Here is a 20744-nt window from a genome sequence, read left to right as displayed (position 1 = left end):
TTTTGGTAGAATCAGAAACACAATTATCTAAATTTTAAAAATTAAAAAAAATGAAAACACAAGAATTATTAAAAATCAGTTTGCGTCAAAACGCTATTTTTATTCCATCAGCGATGATCGCGAATGATATTAAAAAATTATCAGGATCAACATCGGTTTTAGTAGCCAATGTTTCGAAACTTGGATTTACATTTTCTGAGTCGTTATTACACGCTTTAAACAATATAAACCCAAATTATAAAATAGAAGTTTTAGACGTTCTAAAAGAAGTTTTAGGAACAGATAAAAACTGGACACCTTTAGTAAAAGAATGGCATATTCCAACAGGAGAAACTGTTTTGGATCATGTTGCAACTTTTTTCGCCAACGTTTTTAAAACGAATAACGGAACAACGTTGCAATGCGGACATATCATCCCAAACAATACATTTCCTTTAGAAAGATACAATGGCTGCCCATTCTGCGGAACTCCGTTTGAATTTGGTAAAATCGAAAACTTCGGTCAGGGAAGTAAATTAAAAGTATTGGATTTATGGACAGAAATGGAATTAGAAGATTTCTATAAATCGTTATTACAATCTAAAACCGCTCTTGATGCCACGCAAGCAGATAGTTTAAAAATTGCATTAAAATATTTGCCTTTGCCAAAAACAGATATTGCCATCAAAGAAACTTTGATGTTGGTAATCGATGTTTTGATCGAAGAAGGTAAGTCCGAAAAGGCTTCTCAGTATTTTAAATCACCAACCGATATCCTAAGATATTTATGGTTTAAGAATACAGGATTGCTGCAAATTATCGAGCCAAAAACGATTATCAAAAGAACATCAAAAAATGCCCAGCATTTTGTTGGTTTCTTAGATGCAAGTGCGCAATCTAAAATCGCAGCGACAAAAGATTTAAAACTTAAATATTCCCGAAAAGAATGTTTAATGGTTGCCAATTGGTTGAATAATCTTGATATGGATGTGGAGACAATCTGCGAAATCATGCACCCGAAAAGAGGAATGTGGGTTCGTTTTATCAGAGCGTTGCGTTTGGCAGAATACAGCAAAAGAAAAGGCTTTGAAAAATTAGCTTTTTTGATGGATGTATTTTACAACCAGGTTTACGATGTTTGGCAAAGTAAAGTAAACACGTCGAGATTGAAATTTGATGCTGATAAAACATTTGCATTATTAAAACAGCGTCCGGGATTGTTTGCACGCTCGTTATTCTCGAATATGTTATGGTTTAGTGCAGACGAAACTGTGGCGCATTTTACAGAAATTATCGATAAAGTTCCGGCAAGATTGGTGTTTACTTTGAATATGTATGCTCAAAAATATTTTGATAAAAACATGCAAAGAAGCGTGAAACCTTTGGGCGGAACAAACAAACGAATTGCGCCAAATGCTTTATTGAATTTGTACGATGAAGCGCAATTAGAAGCGATGAAAAATCAAATCGAAGAATTGTGTTTATTGGCCATGAAAAAGAGATTTGCAGCAATTGCAAACCCGAATAAAACGATCTATATCGATCCGCAATTGTTTAATATGCCAGTTTCTATAGGAGATCGAAGCGAGAATATTCAGGATTTACCGGTTGCTTTAATGGGAACACGTTTCCCGATTGAAGGTAACGAAGTGCGATTGTTCATGCAATGGGGTAAAGACTTGCCTGCACAACACCTGGATATGGATTTGAGCTGTCATATAGCCTACGAAGATAAAGCCGATATCTGTTCGTACAGCCGATTGGAAACAATAGGTTGTCAACATAGCGGAGATATCAGAAGTATTCCGGCTAAAATTGGAACGGCAGAATATATCAACATCAACATTGATGACTTGGCGAAAGCCAACGCCAAATTTGTAACTTTTACTTGTAATGCATACAGCAACGGAAGTATCACGCCAAATCTTATTGTAGGTTGGATGAGTAGTAAACACCCAATGAAAATCTCCGAAAAAACCGGAGTTGCATATGATCCGTCATGTGTAGATCATCAGGTTCGCGTGACGCAGAATGTTGCCAAAGGTTTGGTTTTTGGAGTGTTGGATGTAGCCAAAAGAGAAATCGTTTGGTTAGAGATGACCTTTGGAGGGCAAGTTGTGCAAGGTTTGGATTTTAAAGGAGTTCAGGCATTATTGGCAAAACTAAGCAGCAAATTGAATATTGGTAGTTTGTTACAACTCAAAGCAGAAGCCCAGGGTTTAACAATTACCGAAGATCAAAATGCCGATGAGATTTACGATGCAAAATGGGCGATAAATGCTGCGGCAGTTACGCAATTATTAATTGATTAGGGAGAAAGGGGCAATCCCGATAGCTATCGGGACAGAAGCGCAAAGAGACAAAGGTGTAAACGTTCAGAGGCGCAAAGGCGTAAAAGCACATAGTTTTGTTGTAGAGGCGCACTGTAGTGCGTCTTCGCACAAGTTTGTCATTTCGACCTAAGGGAGAAATCACACGCATAACTCTACAAAGATTGGCGACATACTGTACGGAGTTTCTAGTGTGATTTCTCCCTTCCGTCGAAATGACAAACATTACAATTAATCATTGTGTAAATAAACCTATGTTCCTTTGAACCTCTGAACCTCTGCACCTTTTTAAAACTACGCAAAATAACTGCGCACTAACTTTTGAATCTTTGTTTAAAGAAAAGAACTAATGAATACAACGCTTTTAAAGGAAATGATTGCAAAAAAATATGTCAAGGTAAACAAACACCCTAAGCATAATTTATATATTTATAACTATACTCAAAATGCTCAATTCGAGAGAATTTGGAACGATGTTACATTAGCGTGCAGAGGTTTGATTCTGGATGAAAATGAAAATGTGATAGCAAGACCTTTTCCTAAGTTTTTCAATTTAGGCGAAATAGAAAATCAAATTCTTCCGGATACAACTTTTCAGGTTTATGATAAAATGGACGGTTCATTAGGAATTTTGTATTGGGTAAATGATGTTCCTTTTATAGCCAGTCGAGGTTCTTTTTCGAGCGATCAATCGGATAAAGCGAATGAAATGCTACACGGAAAATATCGAAATTCGTGGTCGCTTTTGGATAAAAGTAAAACCTATTTGTTTGAAATTATTTATCCTCAAAACCGAATCGTTTTAGATTACGGTGCTTCAGAAGAATTGGTTTTATTAACGATTGTTGATACAAAATCCGGAGAAGAATTTCCGCTTGAAGATATTGGTTTTCCTGTAGTGGCAAAATATGACGGAATAAAAGATATTCTGACTTTAAAAGAAATGAATATTACGAATAAAGAAGGTTTCATCATTAAATACGCGAACAATTTTAGAGTAAAAATTAAATTTGAAGAATACCTTCGTTTACACCGAATCATCACTGAGGTTTCTAATGTGAACATTTGGGAATACCTAAAAACAAACCAATCTATGGAAGAGATTTTGGAACGTGTTCCTGATGAATTTTTCGATTGGGTAAAACAAACCAAAAGTGATCTCGAAAATCAATATTTGTTGATTGAGAATCAATGCAAGAAAGATTTCAAAGTTTTAGATTCCCGTAAAGAAACAGCTTTGTATTTCCTGACTTGCAAATATGCGAGCGTATTATTTGCGATGCTGGATAACAGAGAATATTCAGAAATTATCTGGAAAATGATTCGTCCGAGTTTTGAAAAACCCTTTAATAAAGAAGAAGAATAAAATTTTAATTTAACTGCGCAAAATAACTGCGCAGAGGCAAAGCTATATTTGTCCAACAAAAATAAACACAATGATTATAAAACTTAAATCAGAGAATAAATACTTTTTAGATGTTCTTTATAAAAATCCAAATACAGATCAAGGTTTGTATTTGAAAGAATTAAAAAACGGAATTATCATAGGAAATGTAATTTCTAGTAGTGAATATCATTGTGTTTTTCTGGACGGAAAAAACAGTTACTTGCCGGAAGAAGGAAATCAAATTGATTTTCAAAGTTATTGCAGTCCATTATTAGCTTTGAACATATCAACTGAATTTTTTAATCATTTGTACAAAGAAGATAAAAGTTTGGGTGAAACAACAATTTCCTGGTTAGACAAAAACTATAATGAAATTGATACAGAAAAATGTACTATCGAAGTTGCTACTTTTTTTATCGATTCAGGCTGGTACAAAAACGAAAAGTATCTTTTGTCAAAATACATTGGCGGAATTTCACTCAATAATAAAATAGGCAATAATTACGAATTAAAGATCGAAGGAAAAACCGTTAGAGAAGCGGTACAGAAATTTTCGCTTGTTGCTTTGTTTTCGCATTTTACTAATAAATATGCCGTTTATACTTTTATTGATGACTATTTTATTCAGAAGCATATCACGATGTTAACCAATATTTCGGGCATTCCGTATTTTGTGTTTTATCTTTTTATAAAAAGAATCATGCGTTCTCCCGTACAATTCGAAAAGTTCAAACCACAATTAGAAGCCTATTTTGATAACGAAGTTCAATTTGTTTTTACAGACACGCATCAATCCAGAAAAGAATTTATTTGCAGTAAAATCAATTTTGATGAAACGGTTTTAGATTTTGGTTGTGGCGAATTACAATATTATAAATTATTGCTTAAAAAAGGATTTACCAAGGAATATCATGCATATGATGAAGTTGATTTTAAACACATTGCAGATAAAATCACAGCAATAGAAAATGCAGATAACCTGCATTGGGTTGAAAATCCAGAAGAAATAAAAGGTTTTGAAGGTCAGGTTATTTTGAGCGAAGTAATTGAGCACAATTCTTTAGAAGAAGCAAAAGCATTGTTAATCTGGATCAGGGACAATACCAATTTCACACAATTATTTGTAACAACGCCAGATAAAGATTTTAATGTAAATTATGAAATGACTGATGAATTCAGACATGACGATCACGATTTTGAACTTTCAAATTCAGAATTTAGAACATTAATCAACGAAATTTTTCCAAACTCTAAAACGTATTATGGAGTAGGAGATTGTGTAAAAGGAGTTTATCCAACAAGTGCAGTAATCATTCAAAAAAAGTAAAAATGTTAGACTATAAAGTAAGAAACAGAATAGAGTGGTTTTGCAAAAATAAGATAAACGATTTTTCGCCAACTATTTCTCCGGCGCCAGAAAGCAAGACAAAAAATGAGATAGAAAGCATCGAAGAAGCTGTAAACTATTATATAGAAAAAGGAGTATCTGAATTTGTGGTTCAAAAAAAATACATGGGTTCGTATTGCACGATTTACTTGAAAAGAAACCTTGAAGAAACCTATTTTGTTTCCAGAAATGGTTTTAAAATGGATCATATCGATGTAGAAAAAGCAATACATAGTTTGAAGGATCTGCATGCCAAAATGGAAATTGCTTTTCCTGATTTCGAAACCATTTTGATCGCTTCAGAATTATTGCCTTGGAAAGTTTTGGGAGCCGGATTAATCGAGAAAGAATTTACAGGATATTATGATGCTTTAAAAACGCACAATGAGTATTTGAAATCTTCGGGATTACTTGAAAAACTGATAAGTGTGAGAGAATCGGATACATTTACAGAATATATTTTAGATAAAAAACAGCTGACTAAAAAAGAATTCAACAATAAACATAAAGCACACATTGTTCGTCAATACGAAGCCTTGGCCGCTGTAAAAATACCAGATGTAACCAAGCAGGAAGAATCATTGAAAGTGTTTCATAATCAAATTGATACTTTTGGAAACGAAGCCGAATTGCATTTTAAACCTTTTACGATTTTAAAAATTGTAAATATTTCTGGTGGCGAAGTATTGCCAAACAGCAATTTGACTTATAAACTGGTAAATGATGATGCTTTTTTGCAATTAGAAATTACCGCTTTAAATAAAGAAGAAAAGTTACAGGAAATTTATTCGTTTTTCGAAAAACTGACCAATGAGAATGAAGAGGGAATCATGATTAAGCCGGTTCAAAATTATATTAAAAATTTACCACCGTGTTTTAAAGTTAGAAACAACAATTATCTAACGATGATTTACGGAGTGAATTTTCATCAGGATTTTGATCATTATTTAGAAAAAAGAAATGTAAAAAAGAAGATGGAACAATCGATAAACGGTTGGGAAATCAATCAGAAAATGCTTCAGATTCCGTATAAAGATTTAGAAGAAGAAAATTATTTGATGCGTTTGTTGCTTTTAAAGCGAATCAACAACGAGGAAATAGAAAAAACATTAGATCCAAGATTATAACAAGACAATAAAATGAAAAAGATACCAACATTAACGATACTTACAGGTTGTCCGGCATCAGGGAAAAGTACTTTCGCCGAGTGGAAAGTGAGAACTGAACCAAAAACGATGCGAATAAGTCGTGATGAAATCAGGTTTTCGCAATTTCAGGAAGTTATGGATCCGGCATTCGAAAGCATGATTTCGAAAGTGATCAATGGACAAATTAAAACCTTACTTTCTAATGGATGGAATGTTATTCTGGATACTTGCAACGCAAAGCTGGAATACATCAAACAACCTATTAAAGATTTCTCTGAAATGGCAAATATCGAATTCAAGGTGTTTGATTTGCCACTTGAAGAACTCTTTATCCGAAACGAAAAAAGAGACCGAAAAGTGCCAAAAAAAGTGATTGAAAATATGTACCATCAATTGCAAAAAACAAAAGAAAAGTTTGATTTTAAACCAATAAAGAAAGTGAATAAAAATCTTGAATACTGCGCTCAAAACCCGGATTTGCCTAAAGCCATAATTTGTGATCTTGACGGAACCCTGGCTTTAATGAACGGAAGAAATCCTTTTGATGCAAGCAAATGTGATGAAGACGAAATCAATAATCCGGTGGCAAATGTGTTGAGAAATTACAAGAAATTGGGATATCAAATCTTATTAGTTTCAGGAAGAGAAGACCGATACAAAGTACCAACATTGCGTTTTCTCGATAAACACGAAATCGAATACGATGAATTAATCATGCGTAAAACCCAAGACAACCGAAAAGATTCGATCATAAAAACCGAAATCTATAATGAATCTATCAAAGATAAATACTTTGTAGAATTTGTTCTTGACGATAGAAATCAAGTAGTTGATACCTGGAGAAACGACTTAAAATTGCCTTGCTTTCAGGTTTATTATGGGGATTTTTAAAAGAGAGGTTCTAATTTAGTATTCAGTCTCAGTGGCAGTTTTCAGTGTATAGACGCACTTTTTAGTTGTCAGTCTCAGTCTCAGTTTTCAGTGTAGAGGCGCACAGCAGTGCGTCTAACACTTTGTGCTGATTTTAACCGCAAAGGACGCAATCCCGAAGCCTTGGGATACGCAAGGTTCGCAAAGGTTTTTCCACACCGTATGTCATTTCGACGGAGGAGAAATCTCCGCAAGTAGCTCCGCAACGTGAGTCCAATCTTTGTAGAGTTTCTCGCGGAGATTTCTCCCTTCGGTCGAAATGACAAATATTACGCTTAAAAAATAATAATAGCCAGACCAAAGAATAGAAAACTTTGTGTCTTAGCGCCTTAATGGCAAAAAACAAAAAAATGAAACAATACATAGACATAGGAATTAATTTAACCAATAAACAATTCCAAAACGACATAGACGATGTCATACAAAACGCTTTAGATGCTGATGTATCGCAAATGATACTTACCGGAACAAGCGTAAAAAACAGCGAAGCTTCGGCTCAAATAGCAAAAGAATATCCCGGAATATTATATGCCACGGCAGGAATTCACCCGCATGATGCGAAGAGTTTTGATGCGCAAAGCATCTCGAAACTAAGAAATTTATTAAAACAGAAACACGTAGTTTCAGTAGGCGAGTGCGGACTGGATTTTGATCGTGATTTTTCGCCCAGAAATGTACAGGAAAGCTGTTACAAAGCCCAATTAGAGTTGGCGATTGAAGTGAGGAAACCTTTGTTCCTGCACGAAAGAGCCGCTTTTAATAAGTTTATGGAGATTACAAAAGACTATTTGCCACAATTGCCAAAAGCGGTTGTGCATTGTTTTACAGGAAGTTTGCAAGAAGCCAAAACCTATCTCGATAACGGATTCTACCTTGGTTTTACGGGAGCAATATCCGACAGTAAACGTTTTGAGCATTTAAAAGAAGTGATTCAATACGTACCGCTGGACCGAATGATGATAGAAACCGATGCGCCATTCATGCTCCCAAAAAACGTAACTAATAATCTCCTGAAAAAATACCACGAACGCCGTTGCGAACCTGCTTTTCTGCCTTTTGTTGCGGCGACTGTGGCGCAGTTTAAAGGGATTTCAGGAATTATAGTTGCGGAGGAAACGACGAAAAATGCTAAAGACTTTTTTGGAATTTAGCGTTTCCTAACAGGTTTTAAAAACCTGTTAGGTATTGTGTTAGATATTTTTATTTGTAGGCTTTTAAATCAGGTATATTTACTGAGTTTAAAGGCTTTTTGTTTATTTATATTTGAAACCAACGATGAAAGAAAAAATACTTAAAAAATTACAAGAAATAGAAAAAAGCAAGAATGTAGAAATACTTTTTGCTGTAGAATCAGGAAGTCGTGCCTGGGGATTTGCTTCTCCGGACAGCGATTATGATATCCGTTTTATATACAAATACGAACCCGATTATTACTTATCGCTTTGGGAAAAACCAGACGTAATCGAATTCATGACCGATGATGATCTTGACGGTTCTGGTTGGGATTTACGGAAAGCCGTAAAGTTATTAGCAAAATCTAACGCACCTTTGATCGAGTGGTTGTTTTCGCCTGTAGTGTATTATGCAAATAATGATTTTGCAAAACAAATGCAGGACTTAGCCGTAGAATGTTTTTCGCCAATAGCGACTTTACATCATTACTTGGGAACGACAAAAAATTTCATGGAAGTTTGCGAAATGGAAGAAGTAAAACTAAAAAGTTATTTCTACGCCTTAAGAACCGCTTTAGCCGGAAAATGGATTATAGAGAACAATTCGTTTCCGCCCGTTGCTTTTGCTGATTTATTGCCAATCGCACCACAAAACATACAAGATAAAATAATAGAATTACAAGAAATAAAAGCCAACCAAAATGAAAAGTATTTACATCCAAAAGAGGTTTTAATAACTGATTTTTTATTAGAAACGGTACATTTTAATCAGGAAAATGCTAGTAAGTTGGGAAGTGGTAAGAAGATGAATGCGGAGTTGGATTTGTTTTTTAGAACTATGATAAAATTATAAAATATATGGAGTATTCAATTGAACAAGTAACGGAGGCATATAATAAATTAAGAGCCTACATTTATTATGATTCTGGCGAATTATTGTTAAGAGAAAAAATAGTTGTTTTTGAAACTGGCTTGTCAAATGCAGCTGATAATCTGTTTAAAATATATAGAAATAAAGATTATTCTAATTATATAAAAGACGAGGAGGGGAATTTTATTTCTAATTACAAAGGAAAAATTACTTTAGAAATGAAACTTAAGGTTATAACTGATAGGCTTAATAATTATCATATTGAACCTGATTTTTTCCAAAAGTACATTAACGAAGTTGATGTGAAAATTTTTCCAAAAGTATTTGTTGCAAATGATATTCAAAATAAAATCGTATCAAATCAAAGAGTCAAAGAAAAATATACTTTAGAAAAGGCGACTGCTTTTATTGATACCTCTATTGAAATTCATATACTATCGGTTCTATGGATTCTTAGTCAAGGCGTTAAAATTGATTCTAATTTGCAACCAGAATGTGTTGGTAACAGACTCTTGTTGAATAAAAATAAAGACAATGTATTAAAGGGGAGTTCATTATTTAAGCCATATTTTAAACAATATCAAAAGTGGCGTGATGGTGCTGTTGATGTGGCTAAAGATTTGTTATCACAAGATAAAAATGCACTTTTTTTAAATTTAGATATTAAAGATTATTTTTATTCTGTTAGAGTAGAAGTTGGTAAATTTCCCATAAGAAAGAAATTGGGCATTACAAGTAAAGAGTATAATTTAAATGAGATTTTATTAAATATTCACAAAGACTACACATTAAAGATAACGAATGAGTTTGAACTTCCATATGATTTTGTAGACGAAGTAATGGATGCAAAAGGGAATATGACTAAAGTTATTTTACCAATAGGCTTACTCTCATCTTATGTATTAGCGAATGACTATTTAAAGGAATTTGATCAAGTAATAATTGAAAAATATAAACCTGCCTATTACGGAAGATATGTTGATGATATATTAATTGTTTTGTCCGAACCAAATCCCCTAAGTTTTACACAAAATAATTTTTTTTCAGATTTTAATTTTTCATTTAATAATTACAAAAAAAATATTAATGAAACTAAAAAGAAATTTTATAATGTAAAATTTAATGAAAGCAATCTGTCAGAAATTGAGTTATACATTTTGAATAACTTTAATAAGATTGTAAGTCTTGTAGATAATCCGTTTCATCGTAAAAAGAATAATGAAGATTGTATTTGTGATGATACAAGGGAGAGAATATTTAAAGTAAATGGATATCCATCTTTATTTTTTCAAAGTAGTAAAACGCTTTTACATTATTTTGATAAAGATGAATCGAGTATCGTGATTGATAAGCTTAAAAAGGAGTTAAAAGAAAAATCAAGCGAATTTAGAGATATGCCGAATGAGCAAGATGACTCTAATAATTTTGAAGAGAGTGCATATTATTTACAATATGACGGTACAGATGGAAAGATAAAAACTTTAAAAGATTATAAAGAAGATAGGTTTGGGTTATCAGTTTATCTGTCTCACAAAATAAATTTTGCTTTGCGAAATCAAAAGATGATTTCTAAAGAAGAACAAGATAAAATAATTAAATTTTTTAGAGGAGAAAACTGTCTAACATTATATAAATTGTGGGAAAAAATATTAACACTTTTATTAATTAATAAGCAACCTAAAGATTATATGAATTTTCTATTTCATTGTATGGAGCAAATAGATAAGATAGAATCAAATCATAAATATTCAGATATAATTGTCTCAAATTTAAAAGGGACAATGATTAATTATCTTTTTTGTGCTCACGAAGTTTCCTTATCACTCAATTTAGACTTTTTAAATACTAATGATGGAATTTCTAGGGAATATGAATTTAAATCCAATCACTTTAAAAATAATATCTACACAATGTTTTTTTCTGAACTGGATTTTATTAAACCAAATTCATTTATTGCAGAGAGATATAGAAAAGCAAACATGATTCGACATCACTATGTCGTAATACCATTGTTAAATTATACAAAGCAAAGCAAGAAAGGAAAAATCAATTTAGTTGATAAGAAATTGCATATTGAATCCTATGAAATAGATGAAAAATTATTGAAAAATTCTCCAAGACCAATTAGGTTTTGGGAATGTTGTATTGCATCTTCATTTCAACAATTTTACAAGTTTAGTCAGATAAAAAATTTATGTGCAAACAACGAAGGATATATAGAAACAGATATATTATTTGATATTGAAAAAACAGAAAAAGAAGCTGTTTTTAATGATGAAAGTTTTGAATATGAGGAAATTGAGAAAATAATCAAACAGAATTATTTAGATGTCGCGTTTGAGTATTATTTAGAAGGAAATACAAACCACTCAAATGATTATGAAAGCTATGAAGAATTGAAAAGCAAGTTTTATAGTTTTTTAAATAATAATAAATTTGAAATAGATAAAGAAAATAAAATAGAAATACCTAAAATATCCTTTGCAAATACAGAAATATTAGAAGATAATATTTTGAAAAGCGTTTTAGGAAGTCCTAATTTAACTTCTGAAAGATACAATAAACTAGCTTTAATATTAAAAAAAGCTAGAGAAGAGAGTGCTGATATTTTATTATTTCCTGAATGTTTTGTTCCATTTAATTTGTTATCAACTTTAGCCAGATATTCGTCAGATAATCAATCATTATTAGTTTCAGGTTTGGAACATATTACCATAAATAATACTTCATTTAATTTCGTTGTATCTATTATTCCGGTTGAAGTAAATGGAATAAAGGATGCTACAATAGTGCTAAGATTGAAAAAAAATTATTCACCGGGTGAAGAATTGATGATAAATAAGAATCATTTATTAGTGCCAAAGAGTAAACAAAAAATTCAAATTACAAATTGGAGAAACATCTATTTTTCTGTTTGTTATTGTTTTGAAATGGCTAATATTAGTCATCGGGAACAATTAAAGAGTAAAATAGATTTATTAATTGGAATCGAATGGAATAGAGATATACCTTATTTTTCCAATATTGTTGAGTCGGCTTCAAGGGATTTACATTGTTATGTTGCGCAAGTAAATACTAGTAATTTTGGAGATACAAGACTCACCCAGCCTAAAGAAACTGCTGTAAAAGATATTTTACGATTGAAAGGAGGAATTAATGATGCAATTTTAGTAGGAGAAATTGATATTAAGAAACTAAGAGATTTTCAACGAGTAAAATCTTCTATAAACCCAAGTAAAGAATTTAAGCCGTTACCCCCCGATTTTCTTTTAAATGAAGTTATTAAAAGAATAAAGAATCAATAGATAGATTATGACCATCCAAAACCTAAAATCCCAAAACCTAATCCTTTTCGAAGTTATTTCAGGAAGTAAATCTTTTGGGTTAAACACACCAACATCAGATACTGATATCAAAGGCGTTTATTATCTGCCAAAAGAAAAATTCTTTGGGTTAGATTATATTCCGCAGATAAGTAATGAAACCAATGATGAGGTTTATTATGAAATTGGTCGTTTTGTAGAATTGCTAATAAAAAATAATCCTAATATTTTGGAAATTTTGGCCTCGCCGGAAGATTGTATTTTGTACAAACATCCGTTGATGGAGAAATTGAAGATAGAAGATTTTCTGTCTAAATTGTGCAAAGATTCTTTTGCGGGATATGCCGTAACGCAAATCAAAAAGGCGAGAGGTTTAAACAAGAAAATTGTAAACCCAATGCCAAAGGAAAAGAAAAGCCTTTTGGATTTTTGTTATGTTTTGAAAGGTTACGAAACTGTTGCTGCAAATAGTTTTTTAGCAGAAAATAATTTAAAGCAGGAACAATGCGGTTTGGTTAATTTGCCAAATTCAAAAGGAATGTTTGCGTTTTTTTATGATGATGATAAAAGCTTAGGCTATAAAGGAATTATTCAAAAAGAAAATTCTAATGAAGTTTCGCTTTCATCAATTCCTAAAAACGAAAAGCTAATAGGTTATTTATCCTGCAATCAGGACGGATATTCTAAGTATTGCAAAGAATACACTGAATATTGGTCCTGGATCGAGAAACGAAACGAAGATCGTTACAACACCAATCAGCAACACGGAAAAAATTACGACAGCAAAAACATGATGCACACGATCCGGCTTTTGCAAACGGCTGAGCAAATTCTGTCAACAGGAAAATTAAATATTAGAGTTTCTAATCGGGATGAATTACTGGATATAAAAGCAGGAAATAAAGAATACGATGATTTACTCGAAATGGCAGATAATTTAATTATTTCAATCGAAAATCATTATCAAACTTCAACTTTACCTGAAAAACCAGATGAAGAAAAAGTAATTCAAACTTTAATTAAAATTCGTGAAGAATTATACCAATAAAAAAATGCGCAATTCCCATTGCGCATTTTATATATAAAGAAAAAGAAAATCCTATTTCTCTTTCATCAACTTCTCTAAATACTCAACCTTTTCTTTTTCAGACTGAACCAAACGTTCATAAAGCTCCACAACTTTATCAAGAGGATTGAAATTACAATGATTATTAGTTGTATTTCCTTGAGCACCATTATTAGCACTATTGTCGTAAAAGTTATTAAAGAAATTAAAAACAGACTCTTCTGTAAAATTTTCAATAGCTTCTATGGTAACACCAAGTACTTTTGCAATTTGTACCAATTTTTCGAAATCGACAGTTTCGCTGGTTTCAATACTCGAAACAGTTTGTTGACTTAGTCCAATTGCTTCTGCAAGCGCTTCTTGTTTCATACCACGAAGCTCTCTGATTCGGCTAATATTTCTGCCAATGTGTTTTGGTTTAGTTGCTGTGCTCATAATTCAAAGGTATTTAAAATTCTTTAAAAAAATACTCATCGGTAAAAAACAAGATCAATTTGGTAAAATACAATTTCCGTTGTTTTTTGTGTCTGTAAATATATGCTTTTTCTTACTTTAATTAGAACAGTATTTTACAGGTAAAGACTATAATAAATGTTTTGTAATTTAGTAGGCTAAATATAAAAACGTATGAATTGTAAATTAACATTTAAAGAAAGAGCTGAGTTAGGCATGGAAATACTTGCAAAACAAAGACCTGTAACTTTAGAACAAGCAAGAGCGCAAGCAAAACGACTTAAAGAGGCAAGTACATTAAAAGTGAAGAAAGAGCGCTAATAAAAACAAAGTTATGCTAAGCGAAAATCATTAAAAACAATAATTCAAAAATCCGACTAAATCCGCGTTTTCGCGAAAGCGAATCCGTATAATCCGCGTCTAAAATTCAACACTTCAACTGAAAATTATTAATCAAAATTAATTCAATCAAAAAAAAGACTAACAAAACAGACTAAAAATTAATTAAAATTTGGCACATATTATATGTCGGTTAATTTTTTATTAAAAAATCAAAGTTCAACTTGTCTGTAGCTTTTTATTTACTAATTTAGAAACTTTTAATTTAAGCCACTGTTTAGTAATGAATATTACCATATCTGTCAAGCAATTAGGGAAAAAGCACCCTATACTTCAGGAAACAATCATCAGTTTAGATAATACTACTTCAATCCTTTCTGTTCGTAATTTCTTAGAATTAATCGTAAAACATCAGGTCGAATTGTTTCATTCGGCATCATTTGAGTGGGAAGATGAAGACACAATTCATCTGCCAAAAGAAAACTATTTGCCAATTCTTACAGATACCGGCAAGGTAGGTTTTGGCGCTATTTACAATCACAACAAAGTAAATATTGTTACGGCACAGGAAAATGCTATTCTAGCTTTTGAAGATGGTTTATACGCCATTTTTTATGGCGATGACCAACTCGAAACTTTAACGGAAGAAATCGATTTATCCCAAAACAAATCCATCACATTTATCAGACTTACCTTTTTAGCAGGAAGCTATTGGTAGTTTTCAAAATTCAATGACAATTTCAATGAAAATGTCAAATCAAATTAAAATCAGTTTGTGCAGTTTACCGTTGGATTATATTTACAGTATACAGCCAAAATTTTTACCATAACTTATAAATAGAAATATTATGACGATCGAAGATCTCTTGAAGAGTAAGATAATTGAAAATCCAATTACGAGATTTAAAAAGCAACTGGAAGAAGTTGTAAACAGCAATATAGTTTCTAAATTATTATTAAAAACAAAGCTTACAAAAGAAGTTGCCGAATTTGGTTTGCAGTTATTAAAACTGAAAGACAATTATTATGGTACTTATGTTTCTTTGGGTTCGACAGAAGTCAAAGAATTCGAAAAATGGGTAAAAGACGAGATCTGGGAAGATAAAAATTACTACGATCTGCTGATTTACTTTTTTGGAGAAGAAAATGCCCTTTATGTAAAAGAAGCATGGAACAGGCTGCCACAAAAAATGTATCAGTACGGTTACACAAGACGTTCTTTTAGAGCTCCCAATAATAAAAAATATTTGCTTGTAAATCAGGTCAACTTCTTACGATCTTTAGTTCACAGCCCGCAAATTTATAATTATCAGGATAGTAGTACCTTTTATTATGATTTGAGTATCGAAGATCAAATTCGTTTTGATGCCGAAATTTCGAATTCAACCAATCAGTTTATGCTTTGGTCCGCAGCGATAGATTTAGATAAAGAAAATCTGTTTCAATTGTTCGAAGATATTATTTTCAACAAAGACCCAAGAGGAAAAGTTTCGCGCAACATTATCAAAGCACTTTTAAACAGCGAGAAAAAAGAAAGCTGGGAACTGGTCGAAAAATTATTGCTGGCAGCACAACGTCAGGAAGGTTTGCGCCAGACGGTTTTAGAAGCACTTGACGAAACCAGTATTGGCGCTTTGCAATACATGATTAAGGTGATTGTTGATAATAAACTAACCCGTTTTTCGTCAGTTGTACGTTCAATAGACACCTGGACCGGTTTGGGTTGGGATGCTGAAAAAGAAACAACGGTTCGAAATATCATTCAGCTTGCTTCAGGTTATTTCTCGAATCCGGAAACAATTCCGGCCGGAATTCAAAGTAAGAATAATAATGAAGCCTATATGGCGCTTTGGGTTCAGGGTGTTTTTGATGTAGAAAAAACGGTTCCGTATCTGCATGAATTACTGGATAAAGGTTCTATTGAAAAAAAATCCCTGGCGTTGAAATTTGCCGGAGAAACCGAAGATCCATATATCGAAATGCCACTTTATTTTAAAGCTTTAAACGACGAAAACCTACAAGTTTTGGCATTTGCCCTTCCCAGATTGAATGCGATGCTGGATGCTAATGCAAAATCTAAGTTTTATGTTGAGAATGAAGACTATCCTGATTTCTTCGAAAAAGTATACCATCTGGCGCAGACTTTAACCGTAAAAGAAAAAACGTTTGAAGGCAAAGTGTTTTCATGGCTAAATATAAAGTTCGAAAGAGATACGCTTTATTCGGCTGCGATTAATCTGGTTGGTGATAATGACGAAAGATTAGAGCGTGTTTTAAATCATTTCGAAGGATTTTCGATCAATTTAAGAGAGAAACTAACCAGACAAATTTTAGGCGATCATTATTGTTATTCTTTCTACAGCTATAAAAGCAATAGTGGCAAAGAAAAAAAGACACCTACGGATTTTCAAAGAAATTTTGCCTTACGAATTTTAAAAGACAGAGGAGAATCTCTTGTCGCTTCGGCTATTTCTACTTTAAACAATTTGAATTTAACCGAAGAGGAACTTGGTGTTTTTCAGGAATTATTCAAACGTAAAAACTCTAATTTAAAGAAAAACCTAACAGCAATTTTACTAAAACAAGAAGATGAAAAAATAACATCTTTTGTAGATAAAACTTTAGAAAAAGGCGATCTGGAACAGCGCATGTCTATTTTGGATTTGATGCTGCAGCTTCAGAAAAATAATAAACTGACTGAAAAAGTAAATGATTGGGTCAAAGAATATTCGGCAAGGCCAAAAATTACCGAGAAAGAAACTAAATTTCTAGAGCAGTTAGAACCATCAAAAAAGAAGAACATTCTGAGTGCCGAAAACGGATTTGGTTTTTATACTCCAAACGAAATTTCGGCTTATGCATTGCCAAAACCCGATGCAGATTCTTTGTATGCCAAAGCAATAAAAGCGGAACAATATGGTTTCTCAAAACCAATGTCGCATATTAAAACCGAAATTTCGAAATTGTATCAATTGTACGAAGAAAATCGAAACTACGAGTATGAAATCGAAAACTATGACAATAGTAAATCAACTGTTTTATTGGGAAATACTTTTAGAAGCGTAAAAAACCTGAAAGACGAAAAAGATCCGGAAGCAGCTGCGGTCAATTATCCGTTGTACGAGATTTGGTCCGGCTGGTTTGAAAATTCAGGTTTAGCCGAAAGAGATTTATTTTTGCTAACTCTTATCAGCAGTTGTGACCGAAAAGTATGGCGTGATTTTCTGGAGAAACATATTTTTTATTTTAAAGAATTATTACCGCACCAAAACAAAAGAGGTTACGACTGGGATAATGCTATTTTGGGTATTTTGAACGCTTTGCAATTAAAATATACCTTTAAAGAAAAAACAGATTTTCTGATTGATGCGTGTAGCACTTTGTATGCTGATCTTCCGGAATCTGTATTAGAATTTGAGTACAAACCGTCAAAAGATGAATTTTACTATAATTCAGATCAGGGGAATGGCTGGCAAAATCAGAATTTTTTCGATATCTATCTGAACAAAATCAGTTTAGTTGATTTAACAGAGGAGCAAAATAATAAAATTTGGAATTTGTACAGATGGAGACAACTAAACGGATTAGAAAGAAATAAATCGCTAACTAAACCGCCTATTTACTTTTATGCTACGGCATTTGATAAAAACTTAATTACAGAAGGAGAGTTGTATGAAGGTGTTTTAGAAAGCGAAAGAATCTCTGTTTTAACAGGCGAAGCAAAACATTACAGACATTTTGGAAGCGATGAGTTAATCAAGACATTTCCATTTTTTGTTCCGATGATAAATAAAATTCGCGAAACATTCTTAGATGTAGAAGTAAAAAGGGGAGATTCGAATACGTCCGTTACACATTTGGTTCAGAGTTTCCAAAAGATATTTGGTATTAACCGTTTGGTCGAAATGCTTGTAGCGTTGGGCAAATCGAGTTTATACAAAGGCTATATTTATTCGTGGAGTTATACAGAGTTAACCAAACAAAAGTTGTTCAGTTACTTATTAAAAAGATGTTATCCGTTGCCTTCAGATACGCAGGAAGTTTTTAACGAAGCGATTAAAAAAGCGAAGATATCAGAAGAAAGGTTAATTCAAACCGCTATTTACGCACCGCAATGGCAAAAGTTAATCAGTAATTATTTAGACTGGAACGGTTTAGACGAAGGAATCTGGTGGTTTCACGCGCATACAAAAACGGCAAGCTACAGCGCAGTAAATTCAGAACTGGAAAGCGAAATGGCTAAATTTTCGTCAATAGATTTGCAGGATTTCAAAGATGGTGCAGTTGACAAAGACTGGTTTATATCTGCTTATAAAAAATTAGGCAAAGCCAAATGGGAACTTTTATACGAATCAGCCAAATATGTAACGGATGGAAACGGACACAGACGTGCGCGATTATATGCAGATACGATCACAGGAGATTTGAAAATCAGGGAAGTTACAGCCAAAGTAAAAGACAAAAGAGATCAGGATTATTTAAGGGTTTACGGATTAGTGCCTTTAAGTAAAGCAAGTCCTGAAAAAGATATTTTGTCACGTTATGAATATTTGCAGCAGTTTAAAAAAGAAAGCAAGGAATTTGGTTCTATGAAGCAAGCCAGCGAAGCTTTGGCAATTCGTGTTGCGCTCGAAAATTTAGCCCGAAATGCAGGTTATCCGGATCCGGTTCGCTTAACCTGGGCGATGGAAACCAAGCAAGTTCAGAATATTTTATCAAAAGAAACAGAAGTTACTCTTGATGATGTAACAATAAGCCTTGTGATTAATAAAGAAGGAAAAGCAGATTTAGTAACTTTTAAAGGCGATAAAGAAATAAAAGCAATTCCGGCGAAGTATAAAAAAGAAAAAGCAATTCTGGAATTAACCAATTATCGCAAAACCATGCGCGAACAATGGACGCGTTCGAGAAAAGGATTGGAAGAAAGCATGATTCGTGGTGATGAGTTTCTTTATGCCGAAATGCAGAATCTTTTTGAGCATCCAATAATTTCGAAGCATCTTGAAAAATTAGTTTTTATATCTAGTGATGATAAAATTGGTTTTTATATTGATGGAAATCTGGTAACTGCTTTAGGAGAAGTGATCTCGCTCAACGAAAAACAGACTTTTAGAATTGCGCATTGTTATGACCTTCATAAAAATAGTGTCTGGACAGATTATCAAACATATTGTTTTGACAATAAATTGCAACAGCCTTTTAAACAAGTATTCAGGGAATTGTATGTTCCAACTCCGGATGAATTAAAAGAGAAATCGGTTTCAAGACGTTATGCTGGACATCAGGTACAACCCAACCAGACTTTGGCTTTATTAAAAACCAGAGGATGGAAGGTAGATTATGAAGAAGGATTACAGAAAGTTTTTCATAAAGAAGGCTATCAGGTAAAAATGTATGCGATGGCAGACTGGTTCTCTCCCGCAGATGTAGAAAGTCCAACATTGGAAACAATTGAATTTCATTCGCTAAAGGATTATAAAAACATAGCATTTGAAGATGTTAATCCAAGGATTTTCTCAGAAGTAATGCGCGACATTGATTTGGTTGTAAGTGTTGCCCATGTTGGAGGTGTTGATCCTGAAGCCAGTCATTCTTCAATCGAAATGAGAGCTGTTTTATTGAGAGAAACGTTACGCTTGTTTAAAGTTAAAAATGTAGAGATTAAAGAAAATCATGCGATAATAAAAGGGCAACTGGCAGATTATAGTGTACATTTAGGAAGCGCAGTAGTACATCAGATGCCTGGTAAATATTTATCGGTGCTGCCAATTCACTCACAACATAGAGGACGTTTGTTCTTGCCATTTGCAGACGATGATCCAAAATCGGCTGAGGTAATGTCAAAAGTATTGTTGTTTGCAAAAGACAATGAAATACAAGATCCAACAATTTTAAGTCAGATTGATAAAACTTACGCTTAAAATTTATAAACCTCAAAAAATAAAAATCGCCCTGAATATGAGGGCGATTTTGTTTTTATACAAAAAAGCTAGGGGATTTTTAAGGGAAAATTTAGGTTAAAATTTTTATCTCTATTATAAATATTTCAGGATTATTGTATGTAAATGTTAAATTATATTCCTGAAAACACGTACATTTGTACCTGAAATGGAAAAGAAAAGCATATATATCAGTCTATCGGCAATAGCATATAGCGATCGTTTAGCAGGATTTGTTCCGGCTAAAGGTTCAGGATGGAATATGTATTTTAATGAATTGAAGTGTAAATTGTAGTTACAAACTCAACATAAATATATAAAAGCGTCCTTTTCGGGGCGCTTTTTTTGTTTTTGTCTGACTTAGCAAAGTCTAAGTTTGATAATTAGGATACTCATTATGACAGAAAATGTTCTTATAAT

General features: G+C 32.8%; 13 protein-coding genes. 12 read left to right on the top strand and 1 reads right to left on the bottom strand.

Annotated features, from left to right (window positions below):
• Positions 1 to 50: 50 nt before the first annotated feature.
• The 9 genes from QLQ94_RS22635 to QLQ94_RS22595 all read left to right on the top strand — a co-directional run bounded on the left by QLQ94_RS22635 (position 51) and on the right by QLQ94_RS22595 (position 13575).
• Positions 51 to 2291, top strand: a complete 2241-nt coding sequence (locus QLQ94_RS22635; protein ID WP_482498603.1) for a hypothetical protein — start codon at positions 51 to 53, stop codon at positions 2289 to 2291.
• 367 nt (positions 2292 to 2658) lie between these two features.
• Positions 2659 to 3675 carry an RNA ligase gene (locus QLQ94_RS22630; RefSeq protein ID WP_482498602.1) on the top strand — a complete coding sequence of 339 codons (1017 nt, stop codon included), beginning with the start codon at positions 2659 to 2661 and terminating at the stop codon, positions 3673 to 3675.
• Positions 3676 to 3745: 70 nt separating this feature from the next.
• Complete coding sequence (locus QLQ94_RS22625) at positions 3746 to 5023, top strand: hypothetical protein (RefSeq protein WP_427402790.1); 1278 nt, start codon at positions 3746 to 3748, stop codon at positions 5021 to 5023.
• Positions 5024 to 5025: 2 nt separating this feature from the next.
• Positions 5026 to 6210, top strand: a complete 1185-nt coding sequence (locus tag QLQ94_RS22620; protein ID WP_482498600.1) for a DNA ligase-like domain-containing protein — start codon at positions 5026 to 5028, stop codon at positions 6208 to 6210.
• Between the two features lie 12 nt (positions 6211 to 6222).
• Entirely contained in the window at positions 6223 to 7122 is a 900-nt protein-coding gene (locus QLQ94_RS22615; RefSeq protein ID WP_427402792.1) for a phosphatase domain-containing protein, read from the top strand.
• Positions 7123 to 7511: 389 nt separating this feature from the next.
• Positions 7512 to 8312: a TatD family hydrolase gene (locus tag QLQ94_RS22610; protein ID WP_427402793.1), complete on the top strand. Its 801-nt coding sequence runs from the start codon at positions 7512 to 7514 to the stop codon at positions 8310 to 8312.
• Positions 8313 to 8436: 124 nt separating this feature from the next.
• The gene (locus QLQ94_RS22605) at positions 8437 to 9186 is read left to right on the top strand and encodes a nucleotidyltransferase domain-containing protein (protein WP_427402794.1); all 750 of its coding nucleotides are present in this window, start codon (positions 8437 to 8439) and stop codon (positions 9184 to 9186) included.
• Positions 9187 to 9191: 5 nt separating this feature from the next.
• Positions 9192 to 12509, top strand: coding sequence for a reverse transcriptase domain-containing protein (locus QLQ94_RS22600; protein WP_427402795.1), 3318 nt, complete (start codon positions 9192 to 9194; stop codon positions 12507 to 12509).
• A 7-nt stretch (positions 12510 to 12516) separates the two neighbouring features.
• Positions 12517 to 13575, top strand: coding sequence for a nucleotidyltransferase domain-containing protein (locus QLQ94_RS22595; RefSeq protein WP_427402796.1), 1059 nt, complete (start codon positions 12517 to 12519; stop codon positions 13573 to 13575).
• Positions 13576 to 13626: 51 nt separating this feature from the next.
• Here the strand turns inward: QLQ94_RS22595 and QLQ94_RS22590 are convergent, their stop codons facing one another.
• The gene (locus QLQ94_RS22590; RefSeq protein WP_427402797.1) at positions 13627 to 14028 is read right to left on the bottom strand and encodes a helix-turn-helix domain-containing protein; all 402 of its coding nucleotides are present in this window, start codon (positions 14026 to 14028) and stop codon (positions 13627 to 13629) included.
• A 192-nt stretch (positions 14029 to 14220) separates the two neighbouring features.
• On the opposite strand from QLQ94_RS22590, the gene QLQ94_RS22585 reads away from it, so the two are divergent.
• The 3 genes from QLQ94_RS22585 (at position 14221) to QLQ94_RS22575 (ending at position 20306) form a co-directional block, all read left to right on the top strand.
• On the top strand, positions 14221 to 14367 hold the full coding sequence (locus tag QLQ94_RS22585) for a hypothetical protein (protein WP_427402798.1): 147 nt from the start codon (positions 14221 to 14223) through the stop codon (positions 14365 to 14367).
• 301 nt (positions 14368 to 14668) lie between these two features.
• The gene (locus tag QLQ94_RS22580; RefSeq protein WP_427402799.1) at positions 14669 to 15103 is read left to right on the top strand and encodes a hypothetical protein; all 435 of its coding nucleotides are present in this window, start codon (positions 14669 to 14671) and stop codon (positions 15101 to 15103) included.
• Between the two features lie 130 nt (positions 15104 to 15233).
• Complete coding sequence (locus QLQ94_RS22575) at positions 15234 to 20306, top strand: DUF4132 domain-containing protein (RefSeq protein WP_427402800.1); 5073 nt, start codon at positions 15234 to 15236, stop codon at positions 20304 to 20306.
• Positions 20307 to 20744 lie beyond the last annotated feature (438 nt).

The organism is Flavobacterium sp. B114r (assembly GCF_056824125.1).
The sequence above is the reverse complement of the archived record's forward strand: the minus strand, read 5'-3'. Positions and strand labels throughout refer to the sequence as shown.

Bases quoted from the DNA above. Each gene is read 5' to 3' on its own strand.
- QLQ94_RS22635 (WP_482498603.1), top strand. From the start codon at position 51: ATGAAAACACAAGAATTATTAAAAATCAGTTTGCGTCAAAACGCTATT.
- QLQ94_RS22630 (WP_482498602.1), top strand. From the start codon at position 2,659: ATGAATACAACGCTTTTAAAGGAAATGATTGCAAAAAAATATGTCAAG.
- QLQ94_RS22625 (WP_427402790.1), top strand. From the start codon at position 3,746: ATGATTATAAAACTTAAATCAGAGAATAAATACTTTTTAGATGTTCTT.
- QLQ94_RS22620 (WP_482498600.1), top strand. From the start codon at position 5,026: ATGTTAGACTATAAAGTAAGAAACAGAATAGAGTGGTTTTGCAAAAAT.
- QLQ94_RS22615 (WP_427402792.1), top strand. From the start codon at position 6,223: ATGAAAAAGATACCAACATTAACGATACTTACAGGTTGTCCGGCATCA.
- QLQ94_RS22610 (WP_427402793.1), top strand. From the start codon at position 7,512: ATGAAACAATACATAGACATAGGAATTAATTTAACCAATAAACAATTC.
- QLQ94_RS22605 (WP_427402794.1), top strand. From the start codon at position 8,437: ATGAAAGAAAAAATACTTAAAAAATTACAAGAAATAGAAAAAAGCAAG.
- QLQ94_RS22600 (WP_427402795.1), top strand. From the start codon at position 9,192: ATGGAGTATTCAATTGAACAAGTAACGGAGGCATATAATAAATTAAGA.
- QLQ94_RS22595 (WP_427402796.1), top strand. From the start codon at position 12,517: ATGACCATCCAAAACCTAAAATCCCAAAACCTAATCCTTTTCGAAGTT.
- QLQ94_RS22590 (WP_427402797.1), bottom strand. From the start codon at position 14,028: ATGAGCACAGCAACTAAACCAAAACACATTGGCAGAAATATTAGCCGA.
- QLQ94_RS22585 (WP_427402798.1), top strand. From the start codon at position 14,221: ATGAATTGTAAATTAACATTTAAAGAAAGAGCTGAGTTAGGCATGGAA.
- QLQ94_RS22580 (WP_427402799.1), top strand. From the start codon at position 14,669: ATGAATATTACCATATCTGTCAAGCAATTAGGGAAAAAGCACCCTATA.
- QLQ94_RS22575 (WP_427402800.1), top strand. From the start codon at position 15,234: ATGACGATCGAAGATCTCTTGAAGAGTAAGATAATTGAAAATCCAATT.